The 21328-nt window shown below is 64.6% G+C and carries 17 protein-coding genes; 7 read left to right on the top strand and 10 right to left on the bottom strand.

Features of this window, described 5'->3' with window-relative positions; translation table 11 throughout:
• Window positions 1-86: 86 nt before the first annotated feature.
• The 4 genes from AAV94_RS06630 to dnaE form a co-directional block, all read right to left on the bottom strand.
• On the bottom strand, window positions 87-368 hold the full coding sequence (locus tag AAV94_RS06630; RefSeq protein WP_046741538.1) for a DUF4282 domain-containing protein: 282 nt from the start codon (window positions 366-368) through the stop codon (window positions 87-89).
• A 105-nt stretch (window positions 369-473) separates the two neighbouring features.
• Window positions 474-1397 (bottom strand): class I SAM-dependent methyltransferase, encoded by a 924-nt coding sequence (locus AAV94_RS06625; RefSeq protein WP_084824792.1) that lies wholly within the window; start codon window positions 1395-1397, stop codon window positions 474-476.
• Window positions 1394-1963 carry a DUF1415 domain-containing protein gene (locus tag AAV94_RS06620; RefSeq protein ID WP_046741537.1) on the bottom strand — a complete coding sequence of 190 codons (570 nt, stop codon included), beginning with the start codon at window positions 1961-1963 and terminating at the stop codon, window positions 1394-1396. Before AAV94_RS06620 ends, AAV94_RS06625 begins: the two co-directional genes overlap by 4 nt.
• Window positions 1964-2010: 47 nt before the next feature.
• Window positions 2011-5580, bottom strand: coding sequence for a DNA polymerase III subunit alpha (gene dnaE / locus AAV94_RS06615; protein ID WP_046741536.1), 3570 nt, complete (start codon window positions 5578-5580; stop codon window positions 2011-2013).
• 125 nt (window positions 5581-5705) lie between these two features.
• On the opposite strand from dnaE, the gene AAV94_RS06610 reads away from it, so the two are divergent.
• Window positions 5706-6494, top strand: coding sequence for an outer membrane protein assembly factor BamD (locus tag AAV94_RS06610; protein ID WP_046741535.1), 789 nt, complete (start codon window positions 5706-5708; stop codon window positions 6492-6494).
• Here the strand turns inward: AAV94_RS06610 and AAV94_RS06605 are convergent.
• Window positions 6491-8563, bottom strand: a complete 2073-nt coding sequence (locus AAV94_RS06605; protein WP_046741534.1) for an ATP-dependent DNA helicase — start codon at window positions 8561-8563, stop codon at window positions 6491-6493. The two genes, AAV94_RS06610 and AAV94_RS06605, sit on opposite strands and share 4 nt — an antisense overlap.
• A gap of 577 nt (window positions 8564-9140) precedes the next feature.
• Between AAV94_RS06605 and AAV94_RS06600 the strand changes: the two genes are divergently transcribed.
• Window positions 9141-9965 carry a PP2C family protein-serine/threonine phosphatase gene (locus tag AAV94_RS06600; RefSeq protein WP_084824791.1) on the top strand — a complete coding sequence of 275 codons (825 nt, stop codon included), beginning with the start codon at window positions 9141-9143 and terminating at the stop codon, window positions 9963-9965.
• Here the strand turns inward: AAV94_RS06600 and AAV94_RS06595 are convergent.
• From AAV94_RS06595 to AAV94_RS06575, 5 genes are all read right to left on the bottom strand, one after another.
• The gene (locus AAV94_RS06595; RefSeq protein ID WP_046741533.1) at window positions 9962-10882 is read right to left on the bottom strand and encodes a pirin family protein; all 921 of its coding nucleotides are present in this window, start codon (window positions 10880-10882) and stop codon (window positions 9962-9964) included. The genes AAV94_RS06600 and AAV94_RS06595 overlap by 4 nt on opposite strands.
• Before the next feature lie 85 nt (window positions 10883-10967).
• Complete coding sequence (locus tag AAV94_RS06590) at window positions 10968-11837, bottom strand: pirin family protein (protein ID WP_046741602.1); 870 nt, start codon at window positions 11835-11837, stop codon at window positions 10968-10970.
• A gap of 185 nt (window positions 11838-12022) precedes the next feature.
• Window positions 12023-12886, bottom strand: a complete 864-nt coding sequence (rapZ, locus tag AAV94_RS06585) for an RNase adapter RapZ (protein ID WP_046741532.1) — start codon at window positions 12884-12886, stop codon at window positions 12023-12025.
• Window positions 12879-14639, bottom strand: a complete 1761-nt coding sequence (gene recN / locus AAV94_RS06580; RefSeq protein WP_046741531.1) for a DNA repair protein RecN — start codon at window positions 14637-14639, stop codon at window positions 12879-12881. The genes rapZ and recN overlap by 8 nt, the downstream gene beginning before the upstream one ends.
• Entirely contained in the window at window positions 14639-15535 is an 897-nt protein-coding gene (locus AAV94_RS06575) for an NAD kinase (protein ID WP_046741530.1), read from the bottom strand. The genes recN and AAV94_RS06575 overlap by 1 nt, the downstream gene beginning before the upstream one ends.
• Window positions 15536-15934: 399 nt before the next feature.
• On the opposite strand from AAV94_RS06575, the gene infA reads away from it, so the two are divergent.
• The 5 genes from infA (at window position 15935) to AAV94_RS06550 (ending at window position 21289) form a co-directional block, all read left to right on the top strand.
• Window positions 15935-16171: a translation initiation factor IF-1 gene (infA, locus tag AAV94_RS06570; protein ID WP_046741601.1), complete on the top strand. Its 237-nt coding sequence runs from the start codon at window positions 15935-15937 to the stop codon at window positions 16169-16171.
• 236 nt (window positions 16172-16407) lie between these two features.
• Window positions 16408-18015, top strand: a complete 1608-nt coding sequence (locus AAV94_RS06565) for an ABC transporter ATP-binding protein (RefSeq protein WP_046741529.1) — start codon at window positions 16408-16410, stop codon at window positions 18013-18015.
• An 18-nt stretch (window positions 18016-18033) separates the two neighbouring features.
• The gene (locus tag AAV94_RS06560; protein WP_046741528.1) at window positions 18034-19110 is read left to right on the top strand and encodes an ABC transporter permease; all 1077 of its coding nucleotides are present in this window, start codon (window positions 18034-18036) and stop codon (window positions 19108-19110) included.
• Window positions 19110-20021 (top strand): ABC transporter permease, encoded by a 912-nt coding sequence (locus tag AAV94_RS06555; RefSeq protein WP_046741600.1) that lies wholly within the window; start codon window positions 19110-19112, stop codon window positions 20019-20021. The genes AAV94_RS06560 and AAV94_RS06555 overlap by 1 nt, the downstream gene beginning before the upstream one ends.
• Before the next feature lie 53 nt (window positions 20022-20074).
• A complete protein-coding gene (locus AAV94_RS06550) occupies window positions 20075-21289 on the top strand; it encodes a BMP family ABC transporter substrate-binding protein (RefSeq protein ID WP_046741527.1) in 1215 nt (404 codons plus the stop codon).
• Window positions 21290-21328: the final 39 nt, after the last annotated feature.

The following is a 21328-nucleotide window of genomic DNA, read 5'->3' as shown; positions in this document are numbered from 1 at the left end:
GTCTTGTCCGAATTCGCAGCGCATGCATAGCTGTTCAAAAGGGCCTGAGAAGATGGTCTGCCTCGCCTGCGCCATGTAGACAGCGTTCAGAGCCGGTCGCCACGCTCGGCAATGGTCTTGAGGTTGTCATGGATCTTGAAGATGACGAGCAGCACCTCGGCCGACACTCGTGCGAACAAGCATGCGAGCGCGAACAGAAGGGCGCCAATCAGCAGGCGCAGCAGCGTCATGAAAAAACCACCGGGCAGCATGAATGCGGCCATGACGTAGGCCAGTGCTCCCAGTGCATAAAGGCCCAGCTGCAGCCAGTACAGCAGGGTGATGACGCGCGGCGCGACCATGGTGTCGAAATACAGATACTTACGCATTGGTGATCCTGTAATGGGGTTCGGCAAGAAATAGCACCGCACGGGCTGGACCCTGCGCACGATCATGAAGCTGGAATGCGCACATGGTAACCGACGCCAACGCCGTCAAGGCTGCGGAAAGCGGCGGGCAGCCCAATCCTGCAGGCCCATCTCCGCGCCAATCTGCAGCAAGCGCTCTCGCGCGCTGTGCTTGCGCTGTCCGGTATAGCGCGCGATGATGAGTTCGTTTTTCATGCTGTGTTCCCAGCCGATCAGCTCGGTCACCGACACCTGGTAGCCACAGGCCTCCAGGTAAAGGCATCGCATGACGTTGGTGACATGGCTGCCCAACTCGCGCGTGTGCAGCGGATGGCGCCAGAGCTCGGCCAACGGTGTGCGGGCCAGATCCAGCGCTTTGCGCGCCCGCCAGTGCGCCGCCAACTCAGCCTGACAGCAGGGCACCAGCACCATCGCCCTCGCCCGTTTCGCCAGGCCAAAGGCAATCGCATCATCGGTCGCGGTATCGCAGGCATGCAGCGCCGTCACGATGTCGACCTGCTCGGGAAGCTCCGCATGCCGGGTACTCTCGGCCACTGCCATGGGCAGGAACGCCATGCGCTCGAAGCCTTGTGAGCGGGCCAGTGCGCGGGATTTTTCCACCAACTCCTCACGATGTTCCACCCCCACCACCTGCCCGCGGCCCAGTGGACGCAGCACCAGGTCGTACAGCACGAAGCCGAGGTAGGACTTGCCGGCGCCGTGATCGACCAGCCACGGCGCGTGCCCGTCCTCGGCCATCTCGCGAATCAGCGGCTCGATGAACTGCACCAGGTGCAGCACCTGCTTGAGCTTGCGGCGCGAATCCTGGTTGAGCCGACCTTCGCGCGTGAGAATGTGCAAGGCCTTGAGCAGTTCGATCGATACGTCCTGCGCAAGTCCCAACTCATTCAGCACATCACGCGGGGCCTGGACCTTTCGGTCGGCTTGCGCGGAAGTTGTGGCGGAGGCGCGTTGATGGCGGCGTTGCGCGATGGCAGAAGGCTTCTTCATGCCTTCTCCTCGTGGCCATTGCCACGAAAGGGAAATCCGACCTTGGCCAGACCTTGTGACCCCAACGCCTCCAGCACCTCAATGTTGCGCTCGAAGATGGCGCTGGCGTCAGGAAATGCCGCCACTGCCGCGTCGATGCTGTCCTCGCGCAGCAGATGCAACGTTGGATACGGTGCGCGATTGGTGTAGTTGCCGGGATCCTCCGGCTGCGTGTCGGCGAACTGGTAATCGGGGTGAAAGTCGGCGATCTGCAGGATTCCGGAAAAACCGAGTTGCTCCAGCAATGCATCGGCCTGATCGAGAAAGTCGTTGAAATCCAGAAAATCCTGCAGCATGTCCGGCACGATCAGCAAGGTCGTGTCGCGCTGCTGCGGCGGCATGTCGGCCAGGGCAATCAGCTCGCGCGCCAGATCCTTGCTCAACTGCTGCGCGTCTCGGGCACGGCTGACGGTGTAGTGCACCAGCTGCTTGACCTGCACCGCCTTGGCAAAGGGGCAGAGATTGAGGCCGATGACGGCCTCGTCGACCCAGCGGCGGGTATCGTTGATCAGTTGTTCATCGGTCATGGGTGATCGTGTTGTTATGCATGCCTAGCCTGACGGCGCGCGGACGGTCAGGGGTAAACCATTTGCACCCCTGCCCCGCCGTTATGTACGCGCAGGCTGTGCAGCGCATCCTCGCTGGGGACGATGCCGCTTTCCGCCGGCAGAAGCACTTCCGCCACTGCCGCTTCGTCACCACGTCTGCAGGTCAGCCGGATGCGCAGCGGCACGCTGCGGCGGCGCGGGCTGTCCTCTTCTTGCTCCTGTGTCACAGGCTCTGACGGTGGACGATGCGCCTGCAGCCAGTCCCTGAGCTGCTGCAGGCATTGCGGATCGTCTGCCACTTGCCAGTCCAGCTTGAGCCAGCGCCCGAATACGCAGCGCGCCGTGGCCAGGTCCATGGCCTCCTGCACCGCCAGACGGGCCTCGAAACCGTTGCGGCCGGGCTGGTAGCGCGCGTTGAGCACCACCAGCGCGTCATCACGAATGCAATCGCTGCAGCGGTTCATCAGCGCCTCGTCGACCACCGCCTCGATGCTGCCGCTCTTGTCATCGAGCGTGAAGATGAACACCTTGCCGCGCTGGCCGTTGACGCTGCGCAGTCCGCTGACAATGCCTGCCACGCGCTGGGGCTCGCGCGAATCCTCCAGATCGGCCACGGGCGTGCGCACGAACTGGCGCACTTCCTTCTCATATTCGTCGAACAGATGGCCGGAGAGAAAGAAACCCAGCGCGCTTTTCTCCAGCAGCAACTGCTCGCGCACGCCAAAGGGCAGCACCTGGGTCAGCTCGGGCTCGTGCTGGCTGGCACCGATGGCGTCGTCGCCCAGCATGTCGAACAGGCCGCCCTGATTGGCGTTGGCATGCTGTGCGGCAGCCCAATCGAAGGCCGTATCGAGCGAGGCCAGCAGCGCGGCGCGGTTGGCCTCGATGGTGTCGAACGCGCCGGCCTTGATCAGCGCCTCGACCGTGCGCTTGTTGATCTTGTGCTTGTCCACGCGCAGGCAGAAGTCGAACAGGCTGGAGAACGGGCGCTGCTCCTGCCCCTTGGGGCCGTCACCGCGCCCTTCGCGCGCGGCGATGATAGCCTCGATGGCCGCCTGCCCGGTGCCCTTGACCGCCCCCAGGCCATAGCGGATGACCTTGTCGCTGATCGGCTCAAAGCGGTAGGCGCCGAAGTTGACGTCCGGCGGCTCGAAGCGGATGCCGAACTTCTGCGCGTCCTCGAGCAACACCTTCAGCTTGTCGGTGTCATCCATCTCGATGGTCATGTTGGCGCAGAAGAACTCGGCCGTGTAGTGCACCTTCAGCCAGGCCGTGTGGTAGGCCAGCAGGGAGTAGGCGGCCGCGTGCGACTTGTTGAAGCCGTAGCCCGCGAACTTCTCCATCAGGTCGAACACTTCATCAGCCTTGGCTTCGGAGAGCCCCTTCTTGGCAGCACCTTCGCGGAAGATCATGCGGTGCTTGGCCATCTCCTCGGCCTTCTTCTTGCCCATCGCGCGGCGCAGCAGGTCGGCGCCGCCGAGCGAGTAGCCGCCCAGAATCTGCGCCGTCTGCATCACCTGTTCCTGGTAGACCATGATGCCGTAGGTTTCCGAGAGCACCTCCGCCACCAGCGGGTGCGGGTACTCGACCTCCTCACGCCCATGCTTGCGGTTGATGTAGGAGGGAATCAGGTCCATCGGCCCGGGCCGATACAGCGCATTGAGGGCAATCAGGTCCTCAAGACGGTTGGGCTTGGCTTCCTTGAGCATGCCCTGCATGCCACGGCTTTCAAACTGGAACACCGCTTCCGTGCGTCCCTCCTGGAACAACCGGTAGGTGGCCTTGTCGTCCAGCGGCAGTTTCTCGAACGAGAAGTCGGCCTGACCGGGGTGACGCTGCATGATAAACTGGCGTGCCAGCTCCAGAATCGTCAGGGTGGCCAGGCCCAGAAAGTCGAACTTCACCAGACCGATGGCCTCGACATCGTCCTTGTCAAACTGGCTCACGGCCGAATCGCTGCCAGGCTGCTGGTACAGCGCGCAGAAGTCCGTCAGCTTGCCGGGGGCGATCAACACGCCGCCGGCGTGCATGCCGATGTTGCGCGTGAGCCCCTCGAGCTTTTGCGCCATCTCCACCAGGGACTTGACCTCCTCCTCGTTCTCGATGCGGGCGGCCAGCTGGGGTTCGGCGGCAATGGCGTACTTGTCCTTCTCCGACTCTGGCAGATCCGGCGGCGGGTACTGGATGGTGACGGGCTTTCCCGGCTTGTTCGGGATGAGCTTGCTGATGCCGTCACAGAAGGTGTAGCTCATGTCCATCACGCGGCCGACATCTCGGATGGCCGCACGCGCTGCCATGGTGCCGAAGGTGGCGATCTGGCTGACCGCATCGCGCCCGTAGCGGCCCTTGACGTATTCGATCACGCGGTCACGATTGGTCTGGCAGAAGTCGATGTCGAAGTCAGGCATGGACACCCGCTCCGGATTCAGGAAGCGCTCGAACAGCAGGTTGTACTGCAGCGGATCCAGATCGGTGATCAGCAGCGCATACGCAACCAGCGAACCGGCGCCGGAACCCCGCCCCGGGCCAACCGGGCAACCGTTGGCCTTGGCCCACTGGATGAAGTCCGAGACGATCAGGAAGTACCCCGGAAAGTCCATGTTGATGATCGTCGTCAGCTCGAACTCCAGCCGCTCGACGTAGCGCGGGCGCTCGGCCTCGCGCTTTTGCGCATCCGGGTAGAGCAACGCCAGGCGGCGCTCCAGCCCCTCGTGCGCCTGCTGGCGAAAGTACGCCTCGATCGTCATGCCTGCGGGGATCGGAAACTCCGGCAGGCGCGGCTTGCCCAGCACCAGCTCGATGCTGCAGCGCTTGGCAATCTCCACCGTGTTCTCGATGGCAGACGGAATATCGGCAAACAGTGCCTGCATCTGCGCGCTGCGCTTGAAATACTGCTCGCGCGTGAAGCGCTTCTGCCGCTTCTGGTTACCCAGTGTTTCGCCTTCCGCAATGCACACGCGCGCCTCATGCGCGTCGAAATCGTCCGGCGCGAAAAACTGCACCGGGTGGGTGGCCACGACCGGCAGGCCGGCCTTGGCCGCCAGCTGCACGGCCTGGGCAATGTAGCGTTCGTCATCCTTGCGGCCGGCGCGCTGCAGCTCGATGTAGCAGCGTTGCGGAAAGATCTGCGCCAGCTCCATGGCGCGCTCGAACGCCAACGGAAAGTCGCCCTTGAGCAGCGCCTGGCCGATGGCGCCCTGCTGCGCGCCCGAGAGCAGAATCAGCCCTTCGTGGTGCGCACGCAGCTGCGCCATCGTCACCATCGCCTCGCCGAAGGCCCGGCTGTTTTCCGTCCAGGCCAGCGACAGCAGTGCATTGAGACTCAGGTAGCCCTGCCAGTTCTGCGCCAGCAAAACGACGCGGCTGGTCGGCTCGCCGGGCTGCGCCGCCTGCAGCGTCACCTCCGCACCGAGGATAGGTTTGACGCCCTTGGCGCGCGCCTTCTTGTAAAGCTTGAGCGCGCCGAACATGTTGTTCAGGTCAGTGATGGCCAGCGCCGGCTGGCCATCAGCTGCCGCCGCAGCGGCCACATCGGCAACGCGGGTGGTGCCATCGACCACGGAAAACTCGGTGTGCAAACGCAGGTGTACGAACATAGCCCGCCATTGTAGGAAGGTTCCCCGCCGCAATCGGGCTGCATTGCCATTTGCAGCGGTGGGCCTGGCGCGCGATCGCTACAATCGGCAGCTTGCAGTCTCTGCCTATCGCGTTTCATCTGCCTATGACCTCCAAGCTAGCTCACCTTCTTCCTGCTGCCTGCGCCGCGTTGCTGGTGGCGTGTTCCGGCACGCCGAAGGACCGCACCGAGAACTGGACGCCAGACCAGCTCTACAGCGAAGCGCGCAGCGAGATCGATGCGCAGAACTATGAAAAGGCGATTCCGTTGCTGGAGCGGCTCGAGGGCCGGGCGGCCGGAACGATTCTGGCCCAGCAGGCGCAGCTTGACCGCGCCTACATCCAGTACCGCGACGGCCAACGCGCCGAGGCCATTGCCACGCTGGACCGCTTTCTGATGCTGCATCCGACCAGCGAAGCGGCGGACTACGCGCTCTACCTCAAGGGGCTGGTGAATTTCAACGAGCAAAGTGGCCTGTTCTCGCTGTTTCAAAGCCGTGACCTGTCCGAGCGCGACCAACGCGCCGCCAAGGAATCGTTCGAGGCATTCAAGCAACTGGTCGAGCGCTTTCCCGATTCGCGCTACGCGCCAGATGCACGCCAGCGCATGATCTACATCGCCAATGCATTGGCGGCCTATGAAGTGCACGTGGCGCGCTATTACTATTCGCGCGGTGCCTACGTGGCCGCCATCAGCCGTGCTCAGCAGGCCATCCAGGATTACCAGGACGCGCCGGCACTGTATGAAGCGCTGCAGATTCTCGAATCGTCCTATGACGCGCTGGGCATGACTGACCTGCGCGACGACGCGCGGCGCGTGCGCGAGGCCTCCTTTCCGGAAGGCGAGCCCCAGGCCCCCGAGAAACCCGCTGCCTGGTGGCAGATCTGGCGTTAATCGGACCGTTGCGGCACCGCCGGGACGGCAGCATCGCCGTCGGGTCCGGCGCTTGGCCGCTGCGCGGCAAGACGCCGCAGGGCTTCCTCGAAAGACTCCAGCTTGCGCGCACGCGCCATTGGCGGCAGGCTTGACAGCATGCGCGCACCATAGCTCTTGCTTGCGATGCGTGGGTCGCACACGACCAGAATGCCTTTGTCGGTTTCCGTGCGGATGAGTCGCCCTGCGCCCTGCTTGAGGGCGATGGCCGCCTCAGGCACGAACAGCTGCGCAAACGCGCTCTCGCCGCGCTCCTCATAGCGCTTGGCCCGCGCCTGTACCAGGGGATCGTGCGGCGGGGGAAATGGCAGCTTGTCGATGATCACCAACTGCAGTGCATCGCCTGGCACGTCAAAGCCTTCCCAGAAGCTCGCCGAAGCCACCAGCACGTAGCCGCGTTGCTGCGACGGCTGGCGAAAGCGCTCCATCAAACGCTGCTTGGACTGCTCGCCCTGCACCAGCACTTCGAGCGCAGCTGCGTCAGCAAGCTGCTTGCGCAGCGCCTCTCCGATCAGCCGCAGTGCGCGCAGCGTGGTCGTCAGCACCAGCGTGCGTCCGCCCAGGCGGCGCGCGCCCTCCGCAGCCAGCTGTGCGACTGCTGCGCCATGGTGCGCCGCATCCTGCGGCTGCGGCATGTCTGCTGGTACATACAGCATGGCCTGGCGGGCAAAATCGAACGGGCTGGGCACCTGCAGCACCTGCGCCTGCTCCAGCCCGCACGCCTGCGTGAAATGGCTCAGCTGCGCATCAGCGCCCAGCGTTGCAGAGGTAAAGATCCATGCATGCGCCCCGCCCCCCTCTGCGGTCTTGGCCTCCTGCGCCTGCGCAGCGGGTGCCAACTGCCAGTGGCTGCGCATGTCCTCGGCAATATCCAGCGGGCTCTCGATCATGCGCAGGGTCACGGCACCGATGTCCATCCAGCGCACCCTGCCCAGGCGGGGCGGTCCCGCAAACAACTGCGCCTTGCGCCAATGATGCTGGCAGCGCTCGGCCAGACGATCGAGTTCCGGCGCACTCGCACGCACATCCTGCAAGGCTGCATGCAAGGTTTGCAGCGCGTTGGCCTGCCGCGTCAGTGCCTCCTGCCAGGCAGGTGCGTCCACTCCGGCCGGCGCCGCATCAGCCCAATTGATCCGCACGTTGGTTGCCTCGCCCACACAGCGCATCCAGCCCTGACAGGCCTGGTCCACCTCAAACACCAGTTGCGGCCAGTCCGCCAGGCCGCGGGCCAGCTTGTTGCAGGTGCGCAGGGTCTCGCGGGCGAAATCAAGGACTTGCGAGTTGCTCCACTGCTCGCCCAGAAAGTGAATACCCGTCTCGTTGAACTGATGGGCTTCATCAATGATCACGGCGCGCACGCTGGGCAGCAGCTCCGCCATGCCACTTTCGCGCACCTGCAGATCGGCAAAGAAAAGGTGGTGGTTGATGACCACCAGATCGGCGGCAAGCGCGCGCTTGCGCGCCTTGTTCACGTAGCACTGGCTAAAGCTGGGGCATTGCGCACCCAGACAGTTCTCGCGGGTGGAGGTAACCAGCGGCAGGTGCGGCGAACGCTCGGTGTAGCCGGGCATTTCACTCATGTCGCCGGTCTGCGTGGTCGCGGCCCAGCGGCGCACCGCAGCGACCCAGCGCACTTCGGCATCGGTGGCGGTGTCCTGTTCCGACTCTGCCAGCTCCAGCCGGTAGGGGCATAGGTAGCTGCTGCGCCCTTTGAGCAATGCGGCCTGCAGCGAAATGCCCAGTGCCTTGCGCAGAAACGGCAGGTCGCGCGTGTAGATCTGGTCCTGCAGGGCTTTGGTGGCGGTGGACACCAGCACGCGCTCGCCGCTGAGCAACGCCGGGATCAGATAGGCAAAGGTCTTGCCCACGCCGGTGCCGGCCTCAACCACCAGCGCCCCGCCCTCCTGAAGGGTCCTGGCGACCGCCACAGCCATGGTGGTCTGCCCCGGGCGCGGTTTGAACTGCGGGTTGCTCTGCGCCAGAGCGCCCTGCGTGCCAAAGGTGGCCTCGACCAGCTCAGGCAGTTCCATGGTGCAGGCAATGACAGTGCGCCCTGAACACCCTGAACAGGTAGTGGGTCGGCGTGCCCACGCAGGCGGCGGCTTGCGCACTGCAGGACGCCAAGCGGCTGCCGCTTAGCGTGATCCGCAAGGAAAAATGCGGCAAGTATTGGACAAGAGATTCGGGACGGAGCATGGCGGGAGTCGAGCGCAGCGTTGCCAGTCTAAACCAACAATGCGGGCGCCGAGGGATCGTTATGTGCCGTATCGCTTCGGCCCATGCACTGGTCAGCGTGCTTCGTACACCTTGCACAGCCCCACAAGAAGGCGCACCACAACCACGCTATGCCAATGGGCAGACATCGCTGAAGACGCTGCAAGGCGCATGACAAGCCGGTCCATGGATTCGGCAAGACTTTGCGCAGGATCGCGGATTCACAATTGTTCAACCTCAATGTGCGCGGCAACCACGACTTGCCGCACACAGGAAACGAAATGTGTGGCAATGTTCGGTTTGGATACACTGCGTGCTGGCATTGCGGGCAGCACCTGCATACCGCACAGGGCCCGCCATCCAGCCGCCTTCTGACACACAACGCCGCTAACCATGCCCACCCAGTTTCGTCTGACCGCAGCCACCGGCCTCCACAAGGGGGACCGCCAGTACCAGCAGGATCAGGTTGCGCTGTTTCAGCATGCGCGCAATCGCGAGTGTCTGCTGGCGGTGGTGGCCGACGGCATGGGCGGGCGCAGCGGCGGGCGCAAGGCTGCGGACCAGGTGCTGCTGACGGCCAAGCAGCTGTTCGAGCGGTTTGATCCCGTGACCGACCAGCCGCGCAAGTTTCTGGAGGCCATCGTCAGGGAGGCGCATCTGGTGATCCGGCTGACAGCCGTTTCCGCCGAGCAGGAGCCGCACAGCACGATCGCAGCATTTCTCATCCTGCCCGAGGGTCAGGCCCATTGCGTGCATGCGGGCGATTCACGCATCTACCACTACCGTTGGGGTCGGCAGGTGTATCGCAGCAAGGACCACTCCTACGTGCAATCGCTGATCGACAGTGGAGAGCTCACTGAGGCAGAGGCGGTTGGCCACCCCGGCTCCAACGTGCTGGTGGGCTGTCTCGGCACCGATGCGGAACCGCCCGCTGCCTACCATGCCATCCAGGATCTGGAGGTTGGAGACGTGTTGATGGCATGCAGCGATGGGCTGTGGGCCCACTTCACCTCGCAGGAGCTGGGCCAGAGCCTGCACATGCTCGGTGCACAGGATGCGGCGATGTTCCTTGTCAGCAAGGCCCGCGAGCGCGCCCACGGCAGCGGGGACAATATCTCGCTCGTCATCGTCAAGATCGAATCGCTTCCCGAGGAGCCAGCCTCCCCCGACACGCTCGCGTTGCGCCAAGGCCTGGACGCCGATCTGGACCTCACCTAATCCGTCCCGCCGCGCGCAAACGAGGCAAAGGCCGGCGCAGCCAGGCGCGGCAATGGGCTGCCCCTGACCTCACCAAAGCGTGCATCGTGGGCATTCCATTGACGGGCGGCCTCGGCAATCGCTTGGGCATCGTCGGCCACGAAGTTCCACCAGATGATCGGAACCTTGGCCAGCGGCGTGCCGCCAATGACCAGCAGGTGCAAGGGCTCCGCGCCTTCCTGGTACAACTGCACGGCCGTGCGGCCTGCAGGCAGGTACAGCAGCGTCTGCGCATCCAGTATCGGTGCTTGATCAGCACGCACCGCCGGGCCCGCGCCTATACGTGCCCGGCCACGCAACACCAGCACGCCGTACTCGAACGCCGGGTTCAACGGCAGGGTGCACGAGGCATCGGCACCGCCACCCGCGCGTATGTCAAGCGCCAACAACGGCGAGAACACCTCCACCGGCGCATGCCGCTGGCCAAGCGTGCCAACCAGCAGCCGGTACTGCCAGCCCTGCTCCTGCCAGGTCGGCACCTGCGCATAGTGCTGGAAATTGGCTGCACCTGCGGCCTGCGCCGGCGGCAGCGCAATCCACAGCTGGACCATGTGTACGGGCTCTGGCCCTGGCGACTCCTCGGTGTGGCTGATGCCGTTGCCTGCGGTCATCACGTTGATTTCGTTGGCGCGGAGAACTTGCGTATAGCCCAGGCTGTCGCGGTGCAGCATCTGGCCCTCGATCATCCAGGTGAAGGTCTGCAGCCCGATGTGCGGGTGGGGACCGACGTTTGCCGTGTTGCGCGGCGCCGGACCCGCATGGTCGAGAAAACACCATGCCCCAATGGTGCGTCGCAGGCGGCTGGGCAGCAGGCGCTTGATGGGCACGCCGCCCCCAATTTCAGCACTGCGCGCCGGAATGCGGGTCACTTCAGACATGGCCTATTCCTTTCAAGAAGAGCGGTCCACCATCATTTTCACAGGCCGCGCCGTTTCGCGTTGCGAGCGCGGCGCCCTTCGGGGTTCAGCCCTCGCTGGTCGAGGCAAAGCGGCCTGCATTGAAGTCCGCAATGGACTCGCGGATCTCGGCCTGCGTGTTCATCACGAAGGGGCCGTAGCCGGCGTTGGGCTCGTCAATCGGCGCGCCGCTCAGAAAGAGCAGTTGCGCATCGCCATTGGCCTCGATGCGTACGTCTTGCCCCTCCCGTGTCAGCGATACCAGCTGCGCATCGCGCACCACCTCGCTGTCATTGACCAGCACCGTGCCCCTGCGCACCAACAGCAGCGTGGTCCAGCCCTGCGCGGCAGGCAGCGTGGCCATTCCGGCGGAATTGCGTGCCACATCCCACACCTGCATGGGCGAATGCGTGTGAGCAGGCCCGCGCGCACCATCGAAGGCACCCGCAATGACCCGGACACGCCCCGCGTTGCCAGGCAGCATGACCTGCGGGATAGCGTCGGCCATCAGGCTCTGGTAGCCGGGCGGCGTGCGCTTGGCTGCCGCCGGCAGGTTGACCCACAGCTGAATCATCTCGAACGGCCCGCCATGCGCTGCGTAATGGTCGGAATGGTATTCCTCATGCAGGATGCCGGCCCCTGCCGTCATCCACTGCACATCGCCTGGCCCGATCTGACCGCCTGCACCCGTCGAATCGTGGTGCTCAACCTCGCCCTCGTAGATGATGGTCACCGTCTCAAAGCCGCGGTGCGGATGTTGGCCGACACCGCGGCGCAGGTTGGTGGGTGCAAACCGCGTCGGACCGGCATAGTCCAGCAGCAAAAATGGACTGAAGCGCTCCGGCGCGCTGTGGTAGGAAAACATTGTGCGCACGGGAAAGCCGTCACCCACCCAATGGCCACGCGGTGCGTCGAAAACCCGATCGATCGTCTTCACCTCAACCTCCATGCATTGCGCGGTCGCTCCTTCGGCGAGGGCCGAAGGTAATGCCACGACAATGATTGAAGTGTATGGAAAGCCTTATCGGCAATAAACCGGTGCCCGACCAACTGATCGTTGCACCAGCGAAACGATCAATGTGCGTACACAGCGCGGCAATCCGTGCCGCCGCCCTCACATTCTCAGGTCCGCAACTCGATTTCCCGATGCCGCTTGAGCGTCGTCCAGGACGCGGCAAGACGCGCAGACAGACGCTCGACCAGATAAACCGAGCGATGTTGCCCTCCAGTGCAGCCGATGGCGATGGTCACGTAGCTGCGGTGGTTGTCGGCGTGGCGCGGCAGCCAGCGCGCCAGGAACTCCGCAATGTCTTCTTCCATCGCCTGCACATCCGGCTGCACCCGCAGAAAATCCGCCACCTGCGGATCGCGACCGGTCAGCGCCCGCAATGGAGGCTCGTAATGCGGATTGGGCAGCATGCGCACGTCAAACACGTAATCGGCATCGCGCGGCACACCGCGCTTGAAGGAAAACGACTGGAAGATCACCGTCAGCTGGCCCGGGGTGACGGCCAGAATCTGCTTGAGCTGGCTCTGCAGCTGTGCGGCGCGGGTGTGGCTGGTATCGATAACCTGGGCGATGACGCGCAGCGGCCCCATCAGCTCGCGCTCGCGCTGGATGAGCTGCACCAGCGCATCGTCACCGTGCGTGTCTGCACTGCTGGCCAGCGGGTGGCGCCGCCGCGTCTCGGAAAAGCGCCGTACCAGCGCATCCGTGGACGCATCCAGAAACAGCACCCGCACGGCGATTCCCTGATTGCGTACCGATTCCAGCAGGCCCGGCACCAGCGGCAGCGAGTGCGCGCTGCGCGCGTCGATGGCGATGGCCATCTTGGTGGTCTGCTGGTTGCGCTCAAGCGCCAGGCTCGCCGTCAGCAACTCGGGCGGCAGATTGTCGATGCAGTAGTAGCCGGCATCTTCAAGCGCGCCCAGCGCGACCGATTTGCCCGAGCCGGACATGCCAGTCACCAGTACCAATTCACGCATGGCGCCCTCCCTTGCCTGTTGTGCCGCGCTGGCCGCGGCGGCCAGGGCCCGTCTTTGCAGGCACTGACAGCACGGCGTCGGTGGCCTGGGCCGACTGCAGCATTTCCCGCGCGTGGGCCAGCGTCGCATCACTGGCGACCTCGCTGCCGAGCATGCGCGCGATTTCAGCAACGCGGGCGGCATCGCTGACCGCCCGCACATGGCTGTGCAGGCCGCCCTGCGCCTGCGATTTTTCCACAACGAACTGGTGATCGGCCCAAATCGCCACTTGCGGCAGGTGCGTCACGGCAAGCACCTGCCGATCGCGTCCAAGCTGGGCCAGCAGCTTGCCGACGCTGTGTGCGACGGCACCGCCAATGCCTGCGTCCACCTCGTCGAACACCAGCGTCTCGGCGCCGCCGAGGCGACTGGTACAGACCGCAATGGCCAGGCTGATGCGCGAGAGCTCGCCGCCCGAAGCCACCTTGGCCAGGGGGCGCCGCGTGGCGCCGGCATGCGTGGCGATGGTGAACTGCACGTCATCCAGGCCATGCGCCTGCGGTGAAGCTGTCGCTCCGATCTCAATGGCAAAGCGCTCGCCCCCCATGCCCAGCTGCGCCAGCGCCTGATTGACGATCTTCGCCAGCTTGGGCGCCGCGGCACGGCGGCGCTCCGAAAGCGCCTGCGCCGCCTGCAGGTATTGCTTGCGCGCCATCTCCTGTGCAGCTTCCAGGCTGGCAATGTCGCTGCCGGCATCCAGCGCGGCGAGCCGCGCTTTCCAGTCCTGCCAGCGGGCATGGAGTTCCTCGGGCGCCGTGCGATAGCGACGTGCCAGGCTCAGCCAGCTTGCCACCCGTGCATCGACTTCTGCCAGATCGGCGCCGTCCACATCCTGCCGCTGGGCATAGTCGCGCAGGCTGCGCGCCACATCGGCCAGAGGATCGGCCAGTTGCTCCAGCGCCTGGACGAGCTCGGTGAACTGCGGCTCAATCGTTTGCTGCGCGGCCAGGGCACTGGCCGCTCGCTGCACGGCTGCCAGCGCGCCCGCCGCCGTCTCATCGCCATCCAGCCACTGCCAGGCCTGCAGCGCGGCCTGCTGCAGGTCCTGCTGATGCATTAAAAGGGTATGCCGGCTGTTGAGGTCCAGCCATTCCTGCGCGCCCGGCGCCAGCTTGCCGACTTCTTCAATCTGCCATTGCAACCGCTCGCGATCCTGTTGCACCTGTTCCTGGTTCTGCCTGGCCTGCGTCAACCGCTCCTGCGCCTGGCGCCATTGCTGCCAGGCCCGCTCAGTGGCGTCGGTCGCTACGCCAGCGAACCCGTCCAGCAGATTGCGCACGGCATGCGGGCGCATCAGGCTCTGCCAGGCATGCTGGCCGTGGATGTCCACCAGCATTTCGCCCAGCGCATGGAGCTGCCCGACGGTTGCCACCGAACCGTTGATCCAGCAGCGGCTCTTGCCCTGCGCGTCGATGATGCGGCGCAACAGCAGGCTTTCCTCCGCGTGCGCGAAGTCATGCTCCTGCAACCACTGGCGCAGCGCCGGCATGTCCGGTGCCGGCGGATCGAACTCGGCCACCAGCTCCGCGCGGGCCGCGCCCTCGCGCACAACCCCGGCATCGCCTCGTCCCCCCAGCACCAGTTGCAGCGCATCAATGAGGATCGATTTGCCGGCCCCGGTCTCACCACTGAGCACGGTAAACCCGTCCCGCAGGTCCAGTGCCATGGACTGCACCAGCACGAAGTCACGCAGAGCCAGATGCCGCAGTGCCATCAGCTGCCTCCCTCGTTCCAGCCGAGCTTCGAGCGCAACATGGCAAAGTAGCTCCAGCCCTTGGGATGCAGGAAACGCGCGGCATGCACCGAGCGCTGCACGTGCAGGCTGTCGCCCACGAGCAGGTCAGGCATGGTGAGCATGTCGAACTTGGCGCTCATGTCCTTGCCGGCCAGCACCTTGACGGTGACATGGCTGGTGTCGGGCAGGACAATGGGACGATTGGACAACTTGTGCGGCGCAATCGGCGCAATCACCCAGCCTGCGGCAGCAGGATGGATGATGGGTCCGCCCACCGAGAGCGAGTACGCGGTGGAGCCGGTGGGCGTGGCGATGATCAGGCCATCGGCACGCTGATTGGAGACGAACTGGCCATCCACATCCACGCGCAGCTCGAGCATGCCCGAGAGGTTGCCGCGCGAGACCACGACGTCATTGATGGCCAGTCCGTCATACAGCGCCTGCCCATCGCGCTCGACCCGCGCCATCATGAGCGGACGCCAATCCTCGTCATAGATGCCATCGAGCATCGGGGCGAGCTGATCCTGGTAGTGGTTGAGCGGCAGATCGGTCACAAAGCCCAGCCGCCCCTGGTTGATGCCGATCAGCGGCGTGCCAAAGGGCGCCAGCTCACGCGCAATGCCGAGCATGGTGCCGTCCCCGCCGATGGCAATGCACAGATCGCACTGCCGGCCGATCTCCTGTGGCGTCAGTGCCGGATGGTCCGTCACTTCCAGATTGGCGGCGGATTCGGCCTCCACCACCACCTCCGCGCCCTTCTGTAGCAGAAAGCGCGCCACGTCCTCGAGCACGCTGCGGGCGGCCTTGCGCGCATCGCGTGATGGGGCAATCTGGTACTTGCCCAGAATGGCAATTTTCTTGAAGGTGATGGACATACGAGCGGCTGCGCGCGCCGATAAGGAAAATCCGCCCCGGACAAGGTGGCAGGCACGGGCCACACACCTGGCCAACTGACGTGCAAGGGATGCGTCCGCACGACATCCGGACGCGACGCGCCAAAGTATAGCCGCGCGCCCTGCCCTGACGTCATCGCTGCGGTGGGCGCCGCAGCGCGGCGCAGGCTTTTTGCGGCCAATTGATGCGAGAAGCCCACAGCGGCAACCGGTTGGGCGAAAAACGCTTGAAAAGCGCTTCGCCAGCGCTATCTGCGCTTCTATACTCTGCGCTTTTTCCAGCGGAGCGTGTGCACGCAGCGCTGGCAGATGCACACGCGCGGCAGCTTCGGCATGCGCAAGGCTTGCTGCGCGATATCCACTTTTGGTTCACGACACCCCATGGCCAAGGAAGAGTTGATAGAGATGCAGGGCGCAGTCCTGGAAGTGCTGCCCGATTCGCGGTTTCGCGTGCGGCTGGACAACGGCCACGAACTGATCGCCTACACCGGCGGCAAGATGCGCAAGCACCACATCCGCATTCTGGCGGGCGACAAGGTCACGCTGGAGATGTCCCCCTACGACCTGAGCAAGGGCCGCATCATCTTCCGTCACCTGCCCGGGCGCGGGCCAATGTAAGCATCGGTGCCAGGCAGGCGGCACCTTGCTTTTGCCGGCTGCCCACGACGCCGCATCGGGTGCTCGCCCTCTGGCGGCCACAGCCCCGGGTTGTCGACAGCGTCGTCGCATGCAGCGCCGTTTGCCGGTGGCATGGACATTGCATCCGATAATACGCATCTGCCGTTGCGCATCACCGGGTCGGCCCTGCCCTGGCAGGGCCGACATATTTGCCCTTGTCGCTGCCCTCGCCCCCCATGCCCACTGAGCCGCCTTTACCCGATGAAACCCGGGAAGTCCAGGACCTGACCAGTCTGCAGCCTGTGCGCCTGGCGTTGCGCGGCATTACCAAGCGCTATCCGGGCGTGGTTGCCAACGACGGCATCGACCTGACCGTACGCCGTGGCGAGATCCACGCCATCCTCGGGGAAAATGGTGCGGGCAAGTCCACGCTGATGAAGATTATCTATGGCGCGGCAGCGCCCGACGCGGGCAGCATCCACTTCGACGGCAAGCCTGTCGCGATCGGCTCGCCCAAGCAGGCGCGTGCCCTGGGCATCGCCATGGTGTTCCAGCATTTCAGCCTGTTTGAGTCGCTGACCGTTGCCGAGAACATCTGGCTGGGTCAGGACGACGCCATGACGCGGGAGATGCTGGACGTCCATCTGGACGAGGCGCAACGCACCTTCGGCTTGGGCATTGACCTGCAGCGCCCCGTGCACACCCTCAGCGTGGGCGAACGGCAGAAAGTCGAGATCCTGCGCAGCCTGGTCACCCCGCCCAAGGTGCTGATTCTCGATGAGCCCACGTCGGTACTGACACCGCAGGCCGTACAGGACTTGTTCGAGGTGCTGCGGCGCCTGGCAGACTCGGGCTGCAGTATTCTCTACATCAGCCACAAGTTGCACGAAATTCGGGCGCTGTGCGAACGGTGCACCGTCATCCGCCAGGGCAAGGTGCAGGGCGTGGTCGACCCGCGTGCCGAGAGCGACGCCTCGCTGGCCCGGCTGATGATTGGCGCGGAGCCCCCGAAAGTGCCGGCCAATGCACGCGCACCAGGATCGTGCGTGCTGCAGGTACATGGCCTGAGCCTGCCGCGCGCCCATCTGTTCGGGGTTGACTTGCACGCCATCGACCTGAGCGTGCACGCGGGCGAGATCGTCGGCATTGCCGGCATTTCCGGCAACGGCCAGAACGAACTCATGCAGGTGCTCTCGGGCGAGGACACCCGCGCTCCCGCGGACAGCGTGACCATCCATGGCACGCCTGCCGCCCAGCTGTCGCCGCAGCAGCGCAGGCAGCGCCATCGCTTGCACTTCGTGCCGGAGGAGCGGCTGGGCCGCGCCACGGTACCCAGCATGAGCCTGGCACACAACCTGCTGCTGACCCGCGCACTGACCGCCGGACCGCTGGGCTGGATCAGCCTGGCCAGGCTCAAGCGCAAGGCCGGCGAAATTCTGCGGCAGTACAACGTCAAGGCCGCAGGCAGCCATGCGGCGGCACGGTCGCTCTCCGGCGGCAATCTGCAGAAATACATCGTCGGGCGCGAAATGGATGCCGCGCCACAGATTCTGCTGCTGGCGCAACCCACGTGGGGGGTGGACGTCGGCGCTGCCGCGCAGATCCGCGCGCAACTGCTGGCTCTGGCGCAGCAAGGCTGTGCGGTGCTCGTCGTATCCGAGGAAATCGAAGAGCTGTTCGAACTCTGCGACCGGCTGTATGTCATGGCCAGAGGTCGGCTTTCTCCATCACTGCAGCGCAGCCAGACCAGTGTCGAGCAGGTCGGGGTCTGGATGAGCGGTCTGTGGGACGGTGCGGGGACCCCAGCCAACACTTCCGCCGAAGAAATGTCCAGCCTGGTCTGAAACCAGCCGCCATCACGCATGAAGCCTGTTCTCGAACCCCGCCCCCAGCCATCCCGCGTGTGGACGTATGCCTCGCCACTGCTGGCACTCGTTGCCACCGTGGTGATCGGCATGCTGATCTTCTGGCTCTCTGGCACCTCTCCCCTCAAGGGCATTCAGGTGTTTTTCTGGGAGCCGATCAAGAACAGCTACGCCTGGGGGGAAATTGCCGTCAAGGCCACACCGCTGCTGCTGATTGCGCTGGGCCTGGGCCTATGCTTTCGCTCCAACATCTGGAACATCGGTGCCGAGGGCCAGTTTGTGCTTGGCGCCATCACCGGTGGCTGGGTAGCCTTGCAGGCCGGCCCTGCCACGCCTGGCTGGCTGATCATTGCGCTGATTCTGCTGGCGGGCTGCCTGGGCGGAATGCTCTGGGCGGCGATCGTTGCCGTCCTGCGCGACCGCTTCAACACCAATGAAATCCTGGTCAGCCTGATGCTGGTGTATGTGGCCATCCAGCTGCTGGCGTATCTGGTCTACGGGCCATGGAAGGACCCGGCTGGCTACAACTTCCCCCGCACCGCGATGTTTGATCCGGTGACGCAGCTGCCGCAGCTGATGCCTGGCTCACGCGCGACGGTGGCGGTCTTTCTTGCGCTCGCCGCCTGCGTGCTGATGTGGCTGTTCATGTTCAGGACGCGCGCGGGCTTCGCGCAGCAGGCCGGCGGCCTCGCGCCAGCGGCGGCACGCTACGCGGGCTTTTCGGCGCGGCGGGCGCTGTGGACCGCACTGCTAATCAGCGGCGGGCTGGCCGGCATTGCCGGCACGCTTGAAGTCATCGGTCCGGTCGGTCAGCTCAACCCGCGCGTGCCGGTGGGCTATGGTTTTACCGCCATCATCGTGGCATTCGTCGGGCGCTTGCACCCCGTCGGCATGGTGTTTTCCACCATCTTGCTGAGCATGTTCGTGATCGGTGGGGAACTGTCGCAGTCACAGCTGGGGCTGCCCAAATCGCTGGGCAATGTGTTCCAGGGCCTGCTGCTGTTCTGCCTGCTGGCCTGCGATACCTTAGTCAATTACCGCGTGCGCCTCAAGTCGCGCACAGGAGGGCAATGATGGACTTGCTCATCGCCGCCACACTCAACGCCGGAACCGTGCTGGCACTTGCCGCCCTGGGGCTGATGATCAACGAGAAGATTGGCGTCATCAACCTTGGCGCAGAAGGCATGATGCTGTGCGCAGCCATCGCAGGCTTTGCCACCGTGGTGCATACCGGCAGCCATAGCGCGGGACTGCTTGCCGGCATGGCCGCGGGTGCGGTGATGGCCGCGCTGTTTGGCTGGCTGGTGATCTACCTGCACACCAATCAGTACGCCAGCGGTCTGGCACTGAGCATTTTCGGCCTGGGATTTTCCGCCTACATGGGGGTGGACTACGTACAGTCCACGCTGCCGGCCAGCCCGCGCTATGCCATTGCGCTGCTGGCCGACCTGCCTTTCGTAGGCCCTGCGCTGTTTCGTCAGCATCCGCTGGTGTACCTGACCATGGCGCTGGCGGTTTTCCTGTTGTGGTTCTACGGGCGCACCCGCACGGGCCTGCTGCTGCGCTCAATTGGCGAATCCCCCGAGTCCGCCCACGCGCTGGGCTATCGCGTACAGGCCATCCGGCTGCTGTGCGTGAGCATCGGTGGTGCACTGTGCGGGCTGGCCGGCGCGTATCTGTCCACGGTCTACAGTTCGCTCTGGGCCGAGGGTATGGTCGCTGGCCGTGGCTGGATCGCCCTTGCACTGACGGCGTTTGCCACATGGCGGCCGCTACGCATTCTCGTCGGCGCCTACCTGTTCGGTGGTGTGACGATGCTTCAGTTCAGCATGCAGGCGGCGGGGGTGCAGATTCCCAGCCAGCTGCTGAGCATGTTGCCCTACCTGGCAACGATTGCCGTGTTGGTGCTGATTTCGCGCAACCCCGCATGGATTCGCGCCAACATGCCGGCGTCGCTCGGCAAGCCGTTTGCGCCGCCGCGCTGATGCGGTGCGACTGGCGGCATTCCTTTGTTTTTCAACCATCAGGAGAAGCACCTATGACCTCTTCCATCCAGCGCATGGCCCAACGCGCCGGTGTGGCTACGCTGTTCGCCGCCACGCTGACCGCCTGCGGCAAACAGGAACCACCAGCGCCATCTCCTGCGCCAGCGGCATCGCCCACCTCTGCTGCGCCGGCACCCGCGCCCGCTGCGGCGCCCGCGACACCAACGAGCGAAAGCGGCACCAGCCAGCAGGCGGCCAACAGCCCTGTCAAGGTGGCGTTCGCCTATATCGGGCCGGTCGGCGACGGGGGCTGGACGTTTGCCCACGACAATGGCAGAAAGGCGCTGGAGGCCGCGCTTGGCGATAAGGTGGAGACGAAATTCGTCGAAAGCGTGCCCGACTCTGCGGATGCCGAGCGCATCCTGCGCGGCTTCGTGACCGAAGGCAATCAGATCATCTTCGGCACAACCTTTGGCTACATGGACTACATGGAGCGGCTGGCGCGTGAATTCCCGGATGTGAAGTTCGAACACGCCACCGGTTACAAGACTGCGCCCAACCTCTCCACCTACGACAGCCGCACCTATGAGGGCGCCTACATGGCAGGTGTCGTGGCAGGCGGCATGACCAAGAGCAACGTGCTGGGCGTGGTTGGCTCGGTGCCGATTCCGGAGGTGATCCGCAACATCAACAGCTTCACGCTGGGTGCGCAATCGGTCAATCCCAACATCACCACCCGTGTGGTCTGGGTCAATGAATGGTTCAATCCACCACTGGAGACGGAAGCGGCCACTTCGCTGATCAACAGCGGCGCTGACATCCTGTTCCAGAACACCGACTCGGCTGCGGTCATCCGCACTGCGCAGGAACATGGCAAGCGTGCGTTCGGCTGGGACTCGGACATGTCCTCCTACGGCCCGCAGGCCCACCTGGCCTCGGCCGTGATCAACTGGGGGCCCTACTACATTGACACCGTGCAATCCGTGATCGACGGTACGTGGCAGAGCCGCCAGAGCTGGTGGGGAGTCAAGGAAGGTGCGATCGATCTGGTCAGCCTGGCCGACGACATTCCCGCCGAGATCAAGGAGCGTGTCGAACAGGTACGACAGGGGCTCAAGGACGGCACATTCCAGATCTGGAAGGGCCCGATTCTCGGCCAGAATGGCGAGGAAATCCTCGCTGACGGCCAGGTCGGCGACGATGCCTTCAAGCTCGGCATCAAGTTCTACGTCAAGGGGGTTGAAGGCCAGGTGCCAGGTGCCAACTGAGCAACCCGGGCCTTTGGCCTGACACAAAAAAGGGATGCC

The sequence above is a fragment of the Lampropedia cohaerens genome (assembly GCF_001005215.1).
GTDB lineage: Bacteria > Pseudomonadota > Gammaproteobacteria > Burkholderiales > Burkholderiaceae_C > Lampropedia > Lampropedia cohaerens.
The sequence above is the reverse complement of the archived record's forward strand: the minus strand, read 5'-3'. Positions and strand labels throughout refer to the sequence as shown.